The organism is Marinobacter alkalisoli, assembly GCF_045449795.1.
Classification (GTDB): domain Bacteria; phylum Pseudomonadota; class Gammaproteobacteria; order Pseudomonadales; family Oleiphilaceae; genus Marinobacter.
Window position 1 is genome coordinate 514,436 of record NZ_JBJJLB010000016.1, and the last position, 17,602, is coordinate 532,037.

The window sequence follows — 17,602 nt, forward strand, 5'->3', positions numbered from 1 at the left end:
TCAGTACCCTCGTTTCAATGCGTTCTGCTCGAACAGTCGGGGAGGTACAGCGGCGTCATAGTCAGTATTGCTGAACAGTATCCGCGTTTGGTGGCCGGTTTTGTGATTCTTTGCCTCGATCTCTTCGACAGACCATATGCCATCTATATTGACAATTTTCCTGGTATGAATGGTTTTCAAATGGTTGCCGGCAACATCCCAGTAATCTGACAATCGTGGCATCCAGACTTCGGGATCGATTCGTAACAGCACCTTGCTGTAACCAAGAACCGAAGCGACTTCCGAAGAAGCGGGCCTGGCTTCGATCACCCAGGTATGACGGCCATCCACCTCCTCTTCACCCACCAGGGTAAAGTGATAGTCTTCCGCAGAGATCTTGCTCTCTTTCTTGATTTCTTCGTAAGTGAAGTCAGTACCAAGGAAATAGTCCCCCCTGTCCGATGCCGAAATCCTCCGAACCTTCCGCAACGCAGGAAGGTAAAGCCATTGGTCGTCATCCCGGGCATTATCGGCATAGTCCCATGTCAGAAAGGCAGTCCCTTTGACGTTAACAGGGCTGGTATAGAAAATGACGGTCTTCTTGGTATCACCGAAATATCTCCGAAACGCCACCGTTTCCTCGACCCGGGTATTGCCGCGGCGGTCGGTTAACTCGATTCGCATTTCCCGGTAGACGGAATCGCCTTCGTCCCGGGCATTCAGCTGTTGAATAACACTGTCACCGCTTGGTGCCTCTTGTGCGGACGCCAACTGGGCACCAAACGCCAGTGCAATAAGCACCAATGCAAGTGCAGCGCCTCGCCACTTGCTTTGTTTTTGCCCAAACAGGAAGGCGGGTTTGAAGACCAGGGCAATGGCGGGCAGCAGCACCAGGCTGGAAATGAACGCGATGCCAACGGACATGGCGACTAACAGCCCGAAGTTAACCAGAGGCGGTACCTGGCTGGTCATCAATACGCCAAAACCAAGCCCTACCGCCAGGAAGTTGTACCAAAGTGCACGTCCGGAAAGCTGGAACACTGACTGGATTCGTTGCTGCACCGTTGTATCGGATTGCGTGCTCAATACCTCCTTCAGGCGATCGAGTGTGTAAATGGCGAAATCGACGCTCAGACCAATGGCGATAGCTGCAAACATGGAAGTGCCAACGCCCAGCCAGATATTCGTTACGCCCATCACGGCATAAACAGTCAGGATGGCCAGCCCCACCGGCGTGGCAGCCATGACACCGCCAACCAGTGACCGGAAGAGCAAGGCCGCCATAACGAGCACGGCAATAAAGGCCGCCATCACACTGTTGAAGTGACTGGCGGCAATGCCTTGTATCCAGTGGTAGTCCACGTTGACACGCCCGCTAACGTTGGCGCTGATGCCAGGTTCCGAGAAATGCCGTTCAAGGTAGGATTCCAGTCTGGGAATCAGCTCCCTGGACGTGAGATAGGACCCTGTGGAGAGGTTCGCCCGCACCAGGGCAATTCGGCGTTCAGGATCAATTTTGTCCTCGAAATCGGTGGGAGAGGCGGAAGCTGTATACAGCAGGAACAACTGGGCAGTCAGATTCGGGTCATTGGGGATACTGTAGTACTGGTCATCCCCTTCATTGACTGCTTTGTGCATCTGCTGGATGTAGTCGACTATGGATGTCGAACCATGGATCTCCGGCTGCTGCTCAAGGAAGCGCTGCAGGTTCCGGATGCGGTTCAACACCTCTGGCTCGTACAGTCCGTTGGCATCAGAGGTCTCAATTACTACGTCCAGGTAATAGCTTCCATCCATGCTGGCGTTAATGGCTTTGTCGGCTTGATACAAAGGCTCGGACGCCTGGAAATTTTCGATGCGTTCCTCATTGATAACGACCTTGCTGCTTCCAACCACGCCGATCGCACCGATCAGGACAGCGACCGCCAGGGTGACCCGTGGCTTTTTCGTTCCCAGTACGGAAAGCGTTCTGGACAGAAGACTTGGCGGTGCCATGTTATGGGCAACCTTGATGCGACGGCTTGGCTTCAACTTTAGAAGGCTCAACAGGCAAGGTGTCACCAACAGGCTCAACAGCCACGCGGCTATCACAGAGAGCGCGCCAAACACCCCAAAGTACTGAAGTGGTGGCATATCATTGGTGGGATAGAGCGCCAGAAAGCCTGCGGCGGTTGTTAGCGTCGTCAACGTGACCGGGCGCCAGACCCGCGCCACGGCATGGGCAATCACGCGATGGTGATCCAGTGACGGGTGGCTGACCATGGTGTCGTAGTATTCTGAGAAAATGTGGATGGAGTCCGCTACGGCGATCCCGATCATGCACACGATCAGGCCATTGGTGATGACGAAAAAAGACACACCGGAAACAGCCATCGCTCCCAGGCCCACAACCACAGTGCCTGCCACCACGAAGTTGGGAACAAGCGCGGCCCTGGGTGTCAGGAATGCAACAATCAGAATCAGGGTAATGATCAGGCCGGCAAGTGGGTTCAGCCGTTTTGCATCCTGGTCGATATAATTGGAAAGATACCCGGCCACGGCTCCCTCACCGGCCACATGAATTTCGTCATTCGCCCCGGTCGGTGCATCTTCCACCAAAGCCATGATTTCGTCATAGGTGGCTTCCGCTTTGGTTTCATCCAGTAGCTCAACAATAAGGAGCGTGGCGGTTCCATCCCGCGCCACCAGGCTTCCCTGAAAGAGCGGGAAGTCACTGACTGCGGCCTTGATCCAATCCGCACGTTGTTCGTCCACCGGGCCTTCGCCATAAAAGTCGTCGACCTCCATGCCATCCTCGGTACCACGAATATTGGACTCGGTGGACAGGCTGGTAATCCGGTCAGGATCCACATTCGGCACCTGCTCAACTCGCTCCGTCAGCCAGTTCACGAGATCAAGGCTTTGGGGATTGAAGATCCCCGACTCCCCGTCATTCATAACCGCAATGACGATGGGATCCCGAAGGTTGAAAATATCTTCGACTTTTTCCCGATAAACGAGCGCTGGCTCGTCAGGGCTGATGAAGGCGTCAGCCTGTGTATTCTTCGTCAATTTCCCGAGCTGGCTGCCAAGGCCTGCCAGGATCGCTAAGGCAATGGTCAAAACAATCCATCGCCAACGGATAACGGTAAGAAAAAAAGCTTCAGCACGTGCCGATGTCTTACTCATCGCCTTCTCCTGATGTATATACACTATAGATCGCCAATAAAACCACAAAGGAAGCCATCGATGCGCTCCACCACCTCATCGCCTTGCAATATGCGGCGATGTCCCAATTCCCTGGTTTCCAATAAATGGCATGACGGAAAACGCTGATGTAACTGCAACGCCTCGGAAAACGGAATTTCCTTGTCTTCCAGGTCATGAACGATCATGACAGGTTGGGTGATATGTTCAGCCAGACCTGTCATATCAAGGTCACTGATTGCTATCCCGACATGGGATTCAACCGATGCCAGAAAGCGTTTTCCGGCTAATGCACCCAGCCCGAGAAATGCCGAGAATCGAGTCAGGATACCGTGGAAATGAGCGGGACCCGAGATTAGGACCAAGCGCTCTATTGAACGATCATGTGCCTGCACGTAGCAAAGCACCCCGGCCCCCATCGAATGCCCAATGGCTGCATGTACAGGCTCACCAATGAAGGCCAATGCGGCCCGGACTGCCTCGATAAACTTGCCTGGGTGAGATTCCGGAGCCGCGGACATCCCATGGCCGGGCGGATGTACGGCATAGAACGTAAACAGTGACCGGTCTAACCGGCCCAGCAGCGGGGCGAATTGTGATACACGCCCTTCCCACCCATGAACAAACAGCACCTTTAACGGGCCGCCCTGCCATATCGACAAGTGTGTTTCATTACCCAGCGCCAGTTCCCGGTCTGGCTCGGGCATGTCGAGTTCCCAGCTCTTCGGGGTACCTTTGCGGGGACTCATCATTAACTTACGTGCAACATTGGATGCCTGGGTCGGAACCAGGCGACTAAATCCGCCAAACCCTACCCTGAACATTTTCTCCGCCATACTCATCGCTTTCACCTCAGCTTCACGCGACCGATTTCTAACTATAGTGCATATACACTATGCAACCTGAAACCGAATCGCAAGCACTTTTCCACCCCTATCCTATTTGTCGCGGGATCTCTTTCGTCGTTGGCAGGCAGTCAATGCAGACTGCCGGTAAAGATCAAAGGTTTGATTTCAGGGAGGCGCTGAAGCCCTGCAGCTTTTCGACAACACTGGACCACTCTTCCGTTCCCGCCATGTCGACAAATGCCTGATGCGCTTCATTCCACTTCACGGAGGCTTCTTTATAAACCCGTTTTCCCTCTTGTGTCAGGCTCAGTTCCAGAGAGCGATTGTGTCCGCTTGAGCGGGTCTGCAATAAGCCTTTATCAATCATCTTGTCCACCGTCCGCTGTAGAGACGTGCGTTCCATGCCCAGGGTCTCAGCCAGATGGTGTATCGAGTCTGGCGTGAAAAGCGTAATCGCATTCATGATCGTAAACTGGGTGACCATCAATCCGGTCGGACGAAGAAAGGCGTTGTAATGGCGGGTAACCAGACGTGAAAACACCCTGGAGTGTAAAGCCGCACACTGTTGTGCGATGGCCATTGGATCAGGTGTATCGATTGCCTGTTCGCCTGTTGAGCTCATACCTACCCCTTGCCCCTCGGTTTGCGTCATTTAAAACGGCCAATGCTGCATATACACTATATTGTCGTGACTAACACCTGTGTTGTCTAGTGGCCCGCCTGGCTCAGTAGGTTAACGAATCAGCCAGGCGGGTCACCAGCCCCGCCGTTTTTATCAGCTACACGCCGACGGAAGCAGCTTGGCTTCCACATTCTGCCCAAAACAAACCCAACTGATTTCGCCTTCGACAACTTCGGGTTCCAGTATTATGTACTGCGACTCTCCACTGGCATCCGTCCCCACTTCGATACCAATCAGGCCGTTTTCATAGATATCTATCTCATATCCCAGATCAGGATCCGATAGGGTTGGCTGCGCATACCCCAACTCGTTCATGGTGGTCGGCCACGCCTGGTTCTCATAGCCATAGGCGGTGACCTGCTCCTGAACGGGTTGGGCTGCTGAATACGCTGAGGAATAGCGCGCCCGATCCTGAAACTCCTGATAGGCCGGGATGGCAACAGCGGCGAGCACACCGATGATCGCTATCGTCACAATCAGAGAGGCCGCACCACCGGCTCCCCCGCCCACCCGCGGCACAAACATCGAGAGAAACCAGGCAAATCCGTGGCGGCGCGGGTGTTTTATCTGCCGGCCTTGCGACACGGCAACCGCGGTCGCCATGCGCTTGGTCAGCCAGGGGTAGTCACCAGTCAGCTCGTTGAACGACATCCAGAACCCGTTGGTGGTGGCCACCTGATTGATATAGGCATCGACGTTAATTGTTTTCCAGCGCGTATCACCTGCCGCGATCGCGGCAATCGCAGCCTTGATATCGCCTTCGGACTGGCAACAGGCAACTCCGTACCGGTCACAGGTGTATTCCTCCGCACGACGCAATGCCGGGCCTACAATAGGCAACAGCGAGCCCGGCATTACAAAAGTACGCCACGACAAGTGCTTGCGGTGAATATGCCCAAGTTCATGCCCAATATAGAAATCGATCGCATCTGGTTGATCTTCAAGGGCATCTATAACATCCGTGAACAACACGACGAAATGCCGGCCCAGAAATTTTGTGGCCAGGGCGTTAAAGAAGTCCGTGCGCAGCAGGTAGGCCTCCGGGATCTCCTTGACCCCGACCTTTTCACAGCTCCGAACCAGGCGCTCATACAGATCGGGATACTGATCCTGACTGATCCGCACGCCAGACCCTTTCAGGTGGGAAATAAATGCCGAATGGGCAAACAGAAAAAACAGATAACCGAGGAGCAGATACAACAAGGCGATGCCCAGGGTACCCACAATCAGCGCCAGCCAGAATATGGCGGAAAACACCGCCGCAATGATCAGCAATGGTTTTTCATTTTTATAAACCAGATCCATCCTAGTCCCTCAATTAGATGACTACAGGGTGACAGAGCCACATCCAGGCTCCACGAATGCACGACCGGAAGAAAGCACGGGGCAACGAACACAAGGTGTCCTTGGAGCCGGGGTCATTGAGGTGCTTCCATGCAGTAGACTTCGGAAGTATAGGAACAGAGTATGAGCGAGTCTATCGGGATGTCTTGAAGCTTGATCAAGTTCGCTTATCATTCAGTAAATACAGATGATTGGATGGGCTCCCGGCATTTCAATATTATTGATGGGTCGATTTTTTTTCAAAGCGCGAATAAAGGGACATCAGATCAAGTGACAAACGCGACTATCAACATCAACGCTGAGCCCTCTACGCCCGAACAGTTTGAGTATATTGAGCTTGATCACACCGAAATGAACGGTGCATCAGCGCTCCCCCGCGAGACGGCTCTGGCCATCAGCTACAACGGTATCAGTCAGGCCGTGATGATGGTGTCGCCGGGCAACTTCGAGGATTTTATCCGGGGCTTCAGTCTCACCAGCGATGTCGTTCACTCCCTGGATGAGATTTACGATATCCAGGTAACGGAGTCCGGTGACTCTCATCGCGCTGAAGTGGCCATATCCAGCCGCGCGTTCTGGGCGTTGAAGCGTTCCCGCAGGCAATTGGCCGGAACCAGTGGCTGCGGAATCTGTGGCACGGACGCCATTGACCAGGCACTGCCGCAACTTACCGGGCTTACGCATACGCCTATCCCAAACGCCGACCTTTTCGGAGATCTTCGCAATCGAATCTCGGTGGCACAACAGGTGGGCCGACACAGCGGCGCGCTGCACGCCGCGCTATATATCGATACGAAAGGACATGTCCGACTCTGTCGCGAAGACATTGGCCGCCACAACGCCCTGGACAAGCTCATCGGAGCGATGATCAATGCTGGCCAGAATCCCCGTGACGGTTTTGTGGTCGTGACCAGTCGCTGTAGCCTGGAGCTCATTCACAAAGCCGTGCGGGCGCAGATCGGAACGCTCGTAAGCTTATCCGCACCCACCGCCCTGACCGTTCAATGGGCCCGTCGATACGGTCTGAATCTGATCCATGTTCCCCATCACAGCGCGCCAAGAGTATACAGCCCTGCCCCAGGCTGACGGAGAACCGGGACCAGGGTGAGTCTGGAACGAAAGGTCTGTCAGCAAACAGCTGACGTCGGGATCAGGTTGCTCGGCGCAGCCCTCTCCAACTTGATCGCAATGAATTTTGAAGTGGGAGTAAAAGTGCGATCACCATAGCTATCCAGTGGCACCAGCGGGTTGGTTTCCGGGTAATAGGCAGCGGCCTGCCCTGGTGGCGTGTCATAGGCAACCAGCAGGAAATCAGACACGCGGCGCTTCCGCCCGTCATCCCAGAGCGATACCAAATCCACCTTGTCACCGGGCTCAAACCCAAGCCGACGTATATCGTCCGCATTCACGAAAATGACGTCACGCAGTCCGAATACCCCTCGATAGCGATCGTCCAATCCATACAAGGTTGTGTTGTACTGATCATGTGAACGCATCGTCTGGAGAATCAGGTCTGGCTTTTCTCCCTGTTGCAGCACACCTTTATTGACCAGTTCCCCGGGCAGAACGCTGGGGGTAAACCGGGCTTTCCCGCTACCGGTTTCCCATAGCCGTTGGGCTGCGGGGTTCGCCAGATGGAAACCACCTGGGTGTTTTAACTTATCGTTGAAGCGTTCAAAGCCTGGAATCGTGTCCGCAATCAGATCCCGTATACGGCTGTAATCCGCGACCGTGTGTTCCCAGTCAATGGGGTGGTTTCCAAGGGTCGCACGGGCCATACCCGCGATGATGGCGGGTTCCGACCGGAGGTGTGGGGATCGCGGTTTGAGCTGGCCGTAGGAGATGTGAACCATACTGAAAGTGTCCTCGACGGTGACGCCTTGAGGGCCCTCCGCCTGCAGGTCGATCTCGGTGCGCCCCAGACACGGCAGTATCAGCGAATCCCGACCTGTGACCAGGTGAGACCGATTCAGTTTGGTGGCGATGTTAACGGTCAGGTCACAGTTACGCAGCGCATCGTGGGTGCGTGGGCTGTCGGGTGTCGCCTGTGCAAAGTTCCCTCCCAACGCTATGAATACCTTTGCCCGTTTCTCCTCCATGGCCTTGATCGCGAGCACGGTGTTGTGGCCATGCAGTCGTGGCACGTTAAACCGGAAACGCCGCTCCAGCGAGTCAAGTAGCCACTCTGGAGGCTGCTCATCAATACCCATGGTGCGGTCGCCCTGAACATTACTATGGCCCCGCACCGGGCACAGGCCAGCACCTGGCTTGCCTATGTTTCCCGTTAGCAGCTGAAGGTTGATAATTTCCTTCACCGTCGCTACGGAATGGCGATGCTGCGTGATACCCATCGCCCAGCACATAATGACGCGCTCGGCACGCCGATACATTTGTGCGGCAAGCTCCAGGTCATCAAGGCTAAATCCGGATTGCTCCACGATGTGTTCCCAGCTCGTCGCATCGACTACCGACAGATACTCATCAAGCCCAGATGTGTGCTCGCTTATGAACTCATGGTCGAACACGGGCGGCTGGCCCTGGTCTTTTGCTTCATGCTCCCAAGTAAGCAGGAACTTGGCGATACCCCGCATGACAGCCATATCGCCCCCCAGCGCGGGCCGGAAATAAGCCGTACTGGTCGGTTCCGAGCCGTTACTCAGCATTTCAAACGGGTGTTGCGGGTGCTGGAATCGCTCCAGGCCACGTTCCTTTAGTGGATTGAGACAAACAACCTGCGCACCACGCTCAACCGCTTCACGAAGCGGTTCCAACATACGGGGGTGGTTGGTACCGGGATTCTGGCCAATCACGAAGATGGCATCAGCCTGCTCGAAATCCTCAAAGACGACGGTGCCCTTACCTACCCCGATGCTCTCTGTCATGCCCACACCACTGGCCTCGTGGCACATGTTTGAGCAGTCAGGGAAGTTATTGGTGCCAAATGCACGAACAAACAACTGGTATAGAAAAGCCGCCTCATTGCTTGCCCGGCCGGAGGTATAGAGCTCTGCCTGATCGGGCGACTCCAGGCTTTGCAGGTGTCGGGCGATCAGGGTGAACGCTTCGTCCCATGTTGTTTCGACATAATGATCGGTCGTCGCATCGTAACGCATGGGATGCGTCAGCCGCCCCTGATACTCAAGCCAGTAATCCGTGTGGCGAGCCAGATCCGATACACTGTGTCTGGCAAAGAAAGCGGGATCGACGGAACGACCTGAAGCCTCCCAGTTCACGGCTTTGGCGCCATTTTCGCAGAACTTCACCAACCCACTTTCCGGAGACTCCCCCCAGGCACAACCAGGGCAGTCAAATCCGGTATTCTGGTTGGTTTTTAGCATTGCCCGGATGTTCCTGACGGCATTCTCACTCCCCAACCAGCTCCTGGTCACGCTTTTCAGCGCCCCCCAGCCGGCAGCCGGGCCGTCGTAACTTTTTATGTGCTCGTTATCGCTCATCCGGGCTCCTGAGTTTTCCGCCAAAGGTTATTCTTTTATATTTCTTTTTAATCTCAGTATCTAATCGAAATAAATGAATGAGTGATAAGGGCCCTCTATTGTCAGCATTTGCTCATTCACGGGGGATGGGCAAGAATCAGTGCAAACGGGGAAATGCTGGCTGAATTGGCGGCCCCCAAACTATCGTCAGGTGCCCATGGATATCAAACAGCTCAAGTTTCTTATTGCTCTGGATAAAACCCGCCACTTCGGGAAGGCGGCAGAGCTTTGTCACGTTACCCAGCCTACTCTGTCAATGCGGCTGCGCGCCCTGGAAGATGAATTGAACCTCGTTCTTGTCGCCCGTGGCCAACGTTTCGAAGGGTTTACTGAAGCCGGTGAACGGGTGCTAGCCTGGGCCCGGGCCATGTTGGCCGCCCATGACGGACTGCAGGCGGAAGCGGCGAACTGCAGCGGGCAACTGGTAGGGAAACTGAGGCTTGGAATGGTTCCCCTTGCCAGCCTTAATCCCATGGACCTGGTGAAACCGCTGATTCAGCAATACCCGGAGCTGCACTTTGAGTTGCTATCAATGAGTTCGGAGCAGATCATCGATGGATTAAGTCGTAATCAGCTCGATCTGGGTTTGTGTTATCTCGACCACATCAACACCGATCACTTCGAAGCAATCGAACTGACCTCTACCAGCATGGGATTGCTGCACGATGCACGTTATTTCCAGTTTGATCAGGCGGAGTTGACGTGGGAATCCCTCAATGACATTCCCCTCGGGATGCTGACAAGGGGAATGCACTATCGGCAATCCATCGCTTTAAGCTTCAGAAGCCGCGGGCTCGATCCACATCCCAAACTGGAAAGCGACTCCACCTTTCAACTGATACAGGCGGTCAGTGCCGGTATCTGTTGTGCCATCATGCCGCTTCAAGTCGGTATGGAAGCGCTGAACGATAACCTGCGTATGATGCCAATTTCCGGTGCACACACGGCGGCGCCCATGGGCATATTGATGCGCCGAACCGAGCCACGGTCGGCGCTGGCAGAAAAGTGCTTTGAAGAAGCGCGGTCAATTTTCGCCCCTGCGAACGCCTGAAACCACAGGGGGCTAACTTTGTTACGGACTTACTGGCTTGCATGCTTCATAAGCGCAGGAACCCCACTTCTGGCATTGGCCTGCGTTGCAAGGATGCGCTCCTCCGAAGATGCGTATTTCTCATCCCACTCCAGGACCTTTGGCGTCATGAGCTTGTGCCAGAGCGGCGGGATCATCGCGACCACAATGGTGGTGAGGTAACCACTAATCATCATCGGTGAGTCGGGGAACGGCTTCAGGTTCTGATAAGGCACCTCGCCCTGGGCGTGATGATGAGAATGGCGGGTCAGGTTAAACATGGTCCAGGAACTGATGCGTTTGTTGGTATTCCAGGAATGCCTTGGTTGCACCGGCGTTTCGGGATGACGGACCATGCCGTAATGCTCCATGTAGTTAACGATCTCGAGCAAGGTCTTCCCCCAGAGTGCGCAGGCTATGAAATACACCATGGCGCCAACGCCTCCCATGGCAAAGGCAATAGCCACCAGCAGCACACTCATCAGATGCCCCCGGATCACGGCATTACGCCAGGACATTGCGGAGTAACCTTTACGCCTGAGCCGGCGTTGCTCGATATTCCAGGCGCTGACGTTGCCTTTCAGGGTGGATGCCAGGACGTGGTGATAAACGTTTCGTCCGCGTGGGGCCGTCGCCGGGTCTTCGGTGGTCGACACGTAGCGGTGGTGCCCGTAGACGTGCTCAATGGAAAACACTGTGTCGAAACTGAATGCCAGCAACCAGCGTCCAATCAACATGGATACCGGGTCCCAGGTTCTGTGGGTCAGCTCGTGGCCGGTAATGGTGCCGATGATTCCAATCATCAGTCCGGTCAGTACGACACCGGAGATGTGGTGAATAAAGGGCGTGGCATCGCGGGCCGCGATCGCATCGTAGCCCGTCAGTTCCGTGATCAGGGCGCCAAACCCGGCGATATCCGTTGCACTGAAGCTCCAGACGGAAGCGAAAACGATCAGACACAACAACGGCAGCGCCATCCACAGCTGTACGGTCAATATTGTGGGGTGTCTGAATTCCGGTGTGGTGGTGTCATCACCACAAAGGGCGTCACCGGCAATGTAGATCACCAAGACCGCCAACAGTCCCAGGCTGATCCAATGGCCTCCAGCCACCAGAGACACGAAAGACAGGAGGCCGATGCCGTGAAAGAAAAAGAACTTCAGATAGTGGAATAACATCATCTTTCAACTCCCTAAAATTTATGATTATTTGATCAGACAGCCAGAACCGGATCGGCAGATTTCAGAAGGGCATCCCGCGTGGTTGTAAATCGATCCGCATAAATGCTTGTCCGCTTGACGCCACCTTCAATAAGCTTGGCTTCGGCGGCATCGATCATGCCTGGCGGCCCACACAGATAGGCTTCCGATCCTTGCAATGAAAGCGCAGGGATGACGTCGGTCACCCGTCCGCGGGCGCCGGTCCAATCCGAACGTTCGTCTTCCCGGGATAAAACAGGGATGAACCTGAAGGCGGCTGACCATTTGAGCGCGAGATCCCGAATGTCATCCAACCGGTACAGATCCTGTTGAGACCTGGCGCCGAACAACAAGGTCACCGGCCGGTGGCTCTGCCCTTCCACAGCATCTTTCAGCAGCGCCAGGATCGGCGCGAGACCGCTGCCACCAGCGATCAGAATCAATGGGGCATCTGATGGACGTAACCAGAACTCCCCTGCCGGGCCATCCACCATAACGGTGTGGCCCAGCAAGTCCTGATCATTCACTTCCGTTGAGAACAGGCCGCCGGGCACTTTGCGCACGAAGAAGGAAAGCGTCGCGTCCATCTGAGAGGGCGTGGCAAAGGAATAGCTCCTGGCCAGTCCCGGTAACGAATCCATGGACAGATCGGCGTACTGGCCGGCTTTGTAATTCAGTGTCTGATCGAGCTGTAGCTTGAGGTGCGTAATATCGTGGGTTAACCGCTCCTGCAGGACCACCCGTCCAGGAACCGTCTTGCGCTGCTTTTGTGCCGTCAGGTCCACCGCAATGGTGACGTCACTCGTCGGGACACTCTGGCAAGCCAGGATATACCCCTGATCGAGTTCGTCGTCACTGAGGATATAGCCAATGTCCGTCAGCTCTTTCACGGTCCCTTTGACCAGGCGGCATTTGCAGGACGCGCAGCCCCCGACACGACAACTGTGCGGGAAATCGATGTCCTCCCTCAGTGCGGCGTGCAGGATCGTTTCTTTCTGAAATACCTGGACGGCTTCCCCGTTAATCTCTGCGCAGTGTTCTTTCGGTGCACTCTTCCTGAATAAAGAAAACATGATCTGCCCCCGTTTTTGTTCTCACGGGTTACATGCTAGTGTCCCTCATCGAAATTAGCGGGGTCATTTATTGACATCCATGGGTGATAAATTGACAATCATCAAATGTCGAACTCGAAAATCACCCTGCCCAATCACTACATCCTCCAGATCATCAATATCGTCGAGGATCTTGGTGTCCCGACAGAGGGCTGGCTGCGGCATCTGGGAATTAATCCTGATGAGTCGGAAGAATCCCTGATCACCATGCCCTGGGCAACGTTCCGGCAACTCCTGTTGGACGCTGGCCGATTCTGCAATGACAAGGCGCTGGGATTACTGATCGGGGAACGGCTGCTGATCAATACCCACGGCATTCTTGGCTACGCAGCGCTGAGCAGTGGCTCGACCCGGCAGGTGGTGGAGTTACTGGAACGTTATCTCGTGCTGAGGACCGATCTGGTGACAATGGAGTCGGTCCAACAGGGCGACCGGTTATGGGTGAGCTTCTACGAGAACCGGCCGCTGGAGGACATTCGCCGACCGGTGACCGAGGCCATTGTCCTGGCGATTCGGAACATTCTGGACTTCACGACCATGGGGACCTGCGACATCCGCGAGGTCACCTTTCCCTTTGATGGTGATGAAAAGCTGGCGGCAGCGATGTTTCGCTGTCCGGTCGCCTACAACCAGGACTCAGCCGGCTTTTCCCTGCCCCTGGCAACCATTGACCAACCTCTGAAACTCGCGAATACCGTCAGCTTTCAGGAAGGGTTGAAAGTCTGTCAGCAGGAACTGGAGAAACTATCCTCGGAACAAACCTGGGCTGTGCGCGTGCGCCGGATCATGTTGCAGAGTACCCATGGCTTCCCCTCGCTGGAAATGACCGCGAGGCGGTTCCATGTCACACCAAGAACCCTCCACCGCCGCCTGATCGAGGAAGGCACATCGTACAGGGACATTCTTGAGGATGTCCGCCACCAGCTCGCAACCCGTTACCTGGAAACCGGACAGATGACCGTGCAGGAAATCTCCTACGCGCTGGGCTACTCGGATATCGCCAATTTCCGGAAGGCGTTCAAGCGCTGGGAGTCTGTGCCCCCGTCTATGTATAAGGTACCACTCTCCTCATAGCGCCATAGCGTCCGTCTTTGGTGCCAATGACCGGTGCAGTGGATTTACGGATGATGATGTACAGCTAACGCCTCCAATACGGGGATGATCGCTCGGTTGTCATTTAATAACCCCAATGTGTCATTAAATAACCCGGCTCCAGCCTCAGCGCGCCGGTACCATACGTAAAGGCCGACTCGGTCCGCGGATTTCAGGACCATGAGTCAACAAAAGAACAACAAGGGGCGCGTGCCAGGTTATTCACTCCTGGCGGTTACGTGGCAAGAACAGGAATGCTATGAGTAACTATGATTTTGACTACCTGATCATTGGCTCCGGTTTCGGGGGGAGCGTTTCGGCACACCGGCTGGCGGAAAAGGGCTATTCGGTGGCCGTTATGGAAATGGGTAAGCGCTGGCGCGCCGAGGATTTTCCCGAATCCAACTGGAACGCCCGCCGTTTTTACTGGCGGCCCCGCCTTGGCCTGAAAGGCTTCTTTAACCTGCGCCCTTTCCGTCATGTGATGGTGATCTGCGGCAACGCCGTTGGTGGTGGCTCGATCACCTACGCCAATACCTTGCTGGTGCCACCGGACTCCATCTGGGGCGAAGGCACCTGGGCTGGCCTGTCAAACTGGACCGAGGAGATGCCGGCCCACTTTTCCGAGGCGGAGCGCATGCTGGGCGTTACCGAGAACGAATTGTTTGGCCCTGCCGACAATCTGCTGAAAGAGATGGCTGAGCTCGAAGGCGTTGGCGATACGTTCAAGCCCACACGAGTGGCCACGTTCTTCCCTCCCAAGGGTGAATCCGGCGGCGAAACCCATCCTGATCCCTACTTTGGCGGCGAAGGTCCCGAGCGCGCTACCTGTACCGGTTGCGGTGGTTGTATGACCGGTTGTCGCTATAACGCCAAGAACACCCTGGACAAGAATTACCTGTACTTCGCCGAGAAGAACGGCGCTAAGGTTTTCGAGGAAACCCGCGTCGTAGACGTGCAGCCTCTGAATGGCCATGACGATGGCCGTGACGGCTATGAAGTAACCACGGAGTGCTCAACCGCCCGATTCAACAAACAGCGCCGGACGTTCCGTGCCGATCGCGTCGTTTTCGCGGCCTCCTCCCTGGGCACCCAGGAGCTGCTGTTCAAGCTCAAACAGAACGGCTCGCTGCCGAATATTTCCGATGACCTGGGCAATCGGGTCCGGACCAACGCGGAATCCGTGCTTGGTATACGCTTCCCTGGCAAGGAGGTCGACATGAGTCCCGGCGTGGCCATTGGTTCGGGCATCCACATCGATAAACACACCCACATTGAAGCCACCCGTTACGGTAACGGGCACGACCTGAACAGCACCCTGACCGCGCTGATGGTCGGTGGCGAAGGGCCTATGCGTATCCTGCACTGGCTATGGGCGCTGCTGCGCCATCCGGTGACCTTTTTCCGGGCCGCCAACCCCTTTGGCTGGGCGCGACAGTCAATGATCTTCCTGGTCATGCAGACCGTGGATGCCTCTCTGTCGATGCGCCTGAAGCGCCGCTGGTACTGGCCTTTCAGCAAGCTGCTGTGCAGCGAAGGCGACCGGATTCCGACCAACATCCCGCAAGCCAACGAGTTTACGAAGAAGATGGCCGCGCATTTCAATGGCATCCCGTTCACTACGGCTACGGAAATTTTCTTTAACGTGCCATTCACTGCACACTGCATGGGTGGTTGTGCCATGGCCGACAGCCCTGAGCACGGCGTCATTGACGCGCAAAACCGTGTGTTCAACTACCAGAATCTCTATGTCGTTGACGGTTCGATGCTAGGCGCCAACCTGGGCGTTAATCCGAGCCTGACAATCACTGCACTGGCTGAACGTGCCATGAGCTTTATCCCCCCAAAGGAGGATTCCAGAAATGGAAACGGTTAAACAAGACATCCCCAACCGTGAAATCACGGCCACCAACCCCGCAAACGGCGAGACGCTGGGCACCCTCCCCCACACGCTGCCCGGTCGGATTCCCGCGATCTTCGATCAGGCCAGGGCGGCCCAGGCCGTATGGGCAGAGCGTTCCTTTGCCGAACGTCGCCAGCATATGAAGAAAATGCGGGACTATATCCGTGACAATGCCGACGAACTGGCCCGCATCGTCAGTGAAAGCAACGGCAAGACCCGTATGGACGCCCTGGCGACCGAGGTATTGCCCTGCCTGATGGCCTGTGACTGGTATGGCAAGAACGCGGCCGGTGTTCTGAAGCCCGAATACCGCGGCCCCTCCAGCCTGCTATGGATTGGCAAGCGCTCGGAAATCCGTCACGAACCGCTGGGTGTGGTGGGCATCGTCAGCCCCTGGAACTACCCGTTGTCCATTCCTTTCGGCGAAGTGGTCATGGGCCTGATGGCCGGGAACGCCATCGTCCTGAAAGTAGCCGCCGCCACACCGCTGGTTGGTAAGGCCATCGAGGATATCGTGGCCGCCGCTGAGCTGCCGGATGGCCTGTTCCACCATATCGTCGGTTCCGGCGGGCAGGTGTCCAGCGCGATGTTTGATAATGGCATCGACAAGCTGTTTTTCACAGGCTCCGTGCCCACAGGCAAACAGATCATGGCCCAGGCCGCCGCCACGCTGACCCCGGTCTCGCTGGAACTCGGCGGAAAGGACCCGATGATTGTCCTGGACGATGCAGACCTGGAGCGGGCTGCCAATGGCGCCGCCTGGGCTGGCTATCAAAACGCCGGACAATCCTGTGGTGGAGTTGAGCGGGTCTATGTTCATGAGTCGGTGTATCACCGGTTTGTGGAGCTGATGGCGGAGAAAACACAGGCGTTACGCCACGGTGTTCCAGATGACCAGTACTCCGTGGACATTGGTTCTATGACCACCGCCAAACAACGCCAGTTCGTCGAAGGACAGCTCGCCGAAGCAGTCAAGGACGGAGCGAAGATCGTGGCCCAGTCCCGGGCTGTCAGCGATCAGCAAGGCGAATTCCATCCCGCCACCCTGGTGACGGATGTGCATCACGACATGGCCCTGATGCGTGAAGAAACCTTTGGCCCGGTGATACCTGTTATGTCATTCAAGACCGAGGATGAAGCGGTGACCCTGGCCAATGACTGCACCATGGCCCTGACCGCTTCCATCTGGACACGCAACACCAGCCGGGGCAAGAAACTGGCGGATCGTATTAACGGTGGCGTGGTCGCCATTAACGATCATCTCTACACGCACGGCATGTCCGACCTGCCCTGGGGCGGCCCCCGGGAGTCCGGCATTGGTCGTACCCACGGCCCGGAGGGGCTACTGGAGATGACCCGCCCCAAAGTGGTGAACTGGGACTGGCTGAAAGCCAAACGCAACCTGTGGTGGTACCCGCAGGATGAGGCCAGTCACAACGCTATTCACAGCGCATTGCACCTGGTGGCGCCCCGTTCGCCAGTCGACTTTGTACGGGCAAGTTTGCGCGTAATGCCAGCGATGATCCGTAAAATGTACTTCTGACGGCTCACCCCGTGAGTAACGGGACGGATCACGACCTTGCCCTGATCCGTCCCCTGGAAGATGAGTCCCATCAAAACACGATTGTTCCTATGGTATCGGAACAATCTCTTATACTTAGCTCGCTCACCATCGCCGACAATAGCATCCTTAT

General features: G+C 55.7%; 12 protein-coding genes. 5 read left to right on the forward strand and 7 right to left on the reverse strand.

Going from position 1 to position 17,602, the window contains the following annotated elements; translation table 11 throughout:
- The 4 genes from ACJO3M_RS06890 to ACJO3M_RS06905 form a co-directional block, all read right to left on the reverse strand.
- Positions 1-3,147, reverse strand: coding sequence for an outer membrane lipoprotein-sorting protein (locus tag ACJO3M_RS06890; RefSeq protein ID WP_407000631.1), 3,147 nt, complete (start codon positions 3,145-3,147; stop codon positions 1-3).
- Positions 3,148-3,170: 23 nt separating this feature from the next.
- The gene (locus tag ACJO3M_RS06895) at positions 3,171-4,007 is read right to left on the reverse strand and encodes an alpha/beta fold hydrolase (protein ID WP_407000632.1); all 837 of its coding nucleotides are present in this window, start codon (positions 4,005-4,007) and stop codon (positions 3,171-3,173) included.
- A gap of 157 nt (positions 4,008-4,164) precedes the next feature.
- Positions 4,165-4,635, reverse strand: a complete 471-nt coding sequence (locus ACJO3M_RS06900; protein ID WP_407000633.1) for a MarR family winged helix-turn-helix transcriptional regulator — start codon at positions 4,633-4,635, stop codon at positions 4,165-4,167.
- 153 nt (positions 4,636-4,788) lie between these two features.
- On the reverse strand, positions 4,789-6,000 hold the full coding sequence (locus ACJO3M_RS06905; protein WP_407000634.1) for a M48 family metalloprotease: 1,212 nt from the start codon (positions 5,998-6,000) through the stop codon (positions 4,789-4,791).
- A gap of 309 nt (positions 6,001-6,309) precedes the next feature.
- Here ACJO3M_RS06905 and fdhD point away from each other — a divergent pair, with 309 nt between their 5' ends.
- Entirely contained in the window at positions 6,310-7,125 is an 816-nt protein-coding gene (gene fdhD / locus ACJO3M_RS06910; protein ID WP_407000635.1) for a formate dehydrogenase accessory sulfurtransferase FdhD, read from the forward strand.
- 41 nt (positions 7,126-7,166) lie between these two features.
- On the opposite strand, the gene ACJO3M_RS06915 is transcribed toward fdhD, so the two are convergent.
- The gene (locus ACJO3M_RS06915; protein WP_407000636.1) at positions 7,167-9,494 is read right to left on the reverse strand and encodes an FdhF/YdeP family oxidoreductase; all 2,328 of its coding nucleotides are present in this window, start codon (positions 9,492-9,494) and stop codon (positions 7,167-7,169) included.
- A 196-nt stretch (positions 9,495-9,690) separates the two neighbouring features.
- On the opposite strand from ACJO3M_RS06915, the gene ACJO3M_RS06920 reads away from it, so the two are divergent.
- On the forward strand, positions 9,691-10,584 hold the full coding sequence (locus tag ACJO3M_RS06920; protein ID WP_407000637.1) for a LysR family transcriptional regulator: 894 nt from the start codon (positions 9,691-9,693) through the stop codon (positions 10,582-10,584).
- A gap of 29 nt (positions 10,585-10,613) precedes the next feature.
- On the opposite strand, the gene ACJO3M_RS06925 is transcribed toward ACJO3M_RS06920, so the two are convergent.
- Positions 10,614-11,783, reverse strand: a complete 1,170-nt coding sequence (locus ACJO3M_RS06925) for an alkane 1-monooxygenase (RefSeq protein ID WP_407000638.1) — start codon at positions 11,781-11,783, stop codon at positions 10,614-10,616.
- A gap of 32 nt (positions 11,784-11,815) precedes the next feature.
- Positions 11,816-12,874: a 2Fe-2S iron-sulfur cluster-binding protein gene (locus ACJO3M_RS06930; RefSeq protein WP_407000639.1), complete on the reverse strand. Its 1,059-nt coding sequence runs from the start codon at positions 12,872-12,874 to the stop codon at positions 11,816-11,818.
- Positions 12,875-12,979: 105 nt separating this feature from the next.
- Between ACJO3M_RS06930 and ACJO3M_RS06935 the strand changes: the two genes are divergently transcribed.
- The 3 genes from ACJO3M_RS06935 (at position 12,980) to ACJO3M_RS06945 (ending at position 17,451) form a co-directional block, all read left to right on the forward strand.
- A complete protein-coding gene (locus ACJO3M_RS06935; protein WP_407000640.1) occupies positions 12,980-13,987 on the forward strand; it encodes an AraC family transcriptional regulator in 1,008 nt (335 codons plus the stop codon).
- A 277-nt stretch (positions 13,988-14,264) separates the two neighbouring features.
- Positions 14,265-15,881, forward strand: coding sequence for a cholesterol oxidase (choxAB, locus tag ACJO3M_RS06940; protein WP_407000641.1), 1,617 nt, complete (start codon positions 14,265-14,267; stop codon positions 15,879-15,881).
- Positions 15,868-17,451, forward strand: a complete 1,584-nt coding sequence (locus tag ACJO3M_RS06945; protein ID WP_407000642.1) for an aldehyde dehydrogenase family protein — start codon at positions 15,868-15,870, stop codon at positions 17,449-17,451. The genes choxAB and ACJO3M_RS06945 overlap by 14 nt, the downstream gene beginning before the upstream one ends.
- Positions 17,452-17,602 lie beyond the last annotated feature (151 nt).

Coding starts and splice junctions, on each gene's coding strand:
- ACJO3M_RS06890 (WP_407000631.1), bottom strand. CDS start 3,147: ATGAGTAAGACATCGGCACGTGCTGAAGCTTTTTTTCTTACCGTTATC.
- ACJO3M_RS06895 (WP_407000632.1), bottom strand. CDS start 4,007: ATGAGTATGGCGGAGAAAATGTTCAGGGTAGGGTTTGGCGGATTTAGT.
- ACJO3M_RS06900 (WP_407000633.1), bottom strand. CDS start 4,635: ATGAGCTCAACAGGCGAACAGGCAATCGATACACCTGATCCAATGGCC.
- ACJO3M_RS06905 (WP_407000634.1), bottom strand. CDS start 6,000: ATGGATCTGGTTTATAAAAATGAAAAACCATTGCTGATCATTGCGGCG.
- ACJO3M_RS06915 (WP_407000636.1), bottom strand. CDS start 9,494: ATGAGCGATAACGAGCACATAAAAAGTTACGACGGCCCGGCTGCCGGC.
- ACJO3M_RS06920 (WP_407000637.1), top strand. CDS start 9,691: ATGGATATCAAACAGCTCAAGTTTCTTATTGCTCTGGATAAAACCCGC.
- ACJO3M_RS06925 (WP_407000638.1), bottom strand. CDS start 11,783: ATGATGTTATTCCACTATCTGAAGTTCTTTTTCTTTCACGGCATCGGC.
- ACJO3M_RS06930 (WP_407000639.1), bottom strand. CDS start 12,874: ATGTTTTCTTTATTCAGGAAGAGTGCACCGAAAGAACACTGCGCAGAG.
- ACJO3M_RS06935 (WP_407000640.1), top strand. CDS start 12,980: ATGTCGAACTCGAAAATCACCCTGCCCAATCACTACATCCTCCAGATC.
- choxAB (WP_407000641.1), top strand. CDS start 14,265: ATGAGTAACTATGATTTTGACTACCTGATCATTGGCTCCGGTTTCGGG.
- ACJO3M_RS06945 (WP_407000642.1), top strand. CDS start 15,868: ATGGAAACGGTTAAACAAGACATCCCCAACCGTGAAATCACGGCCACC.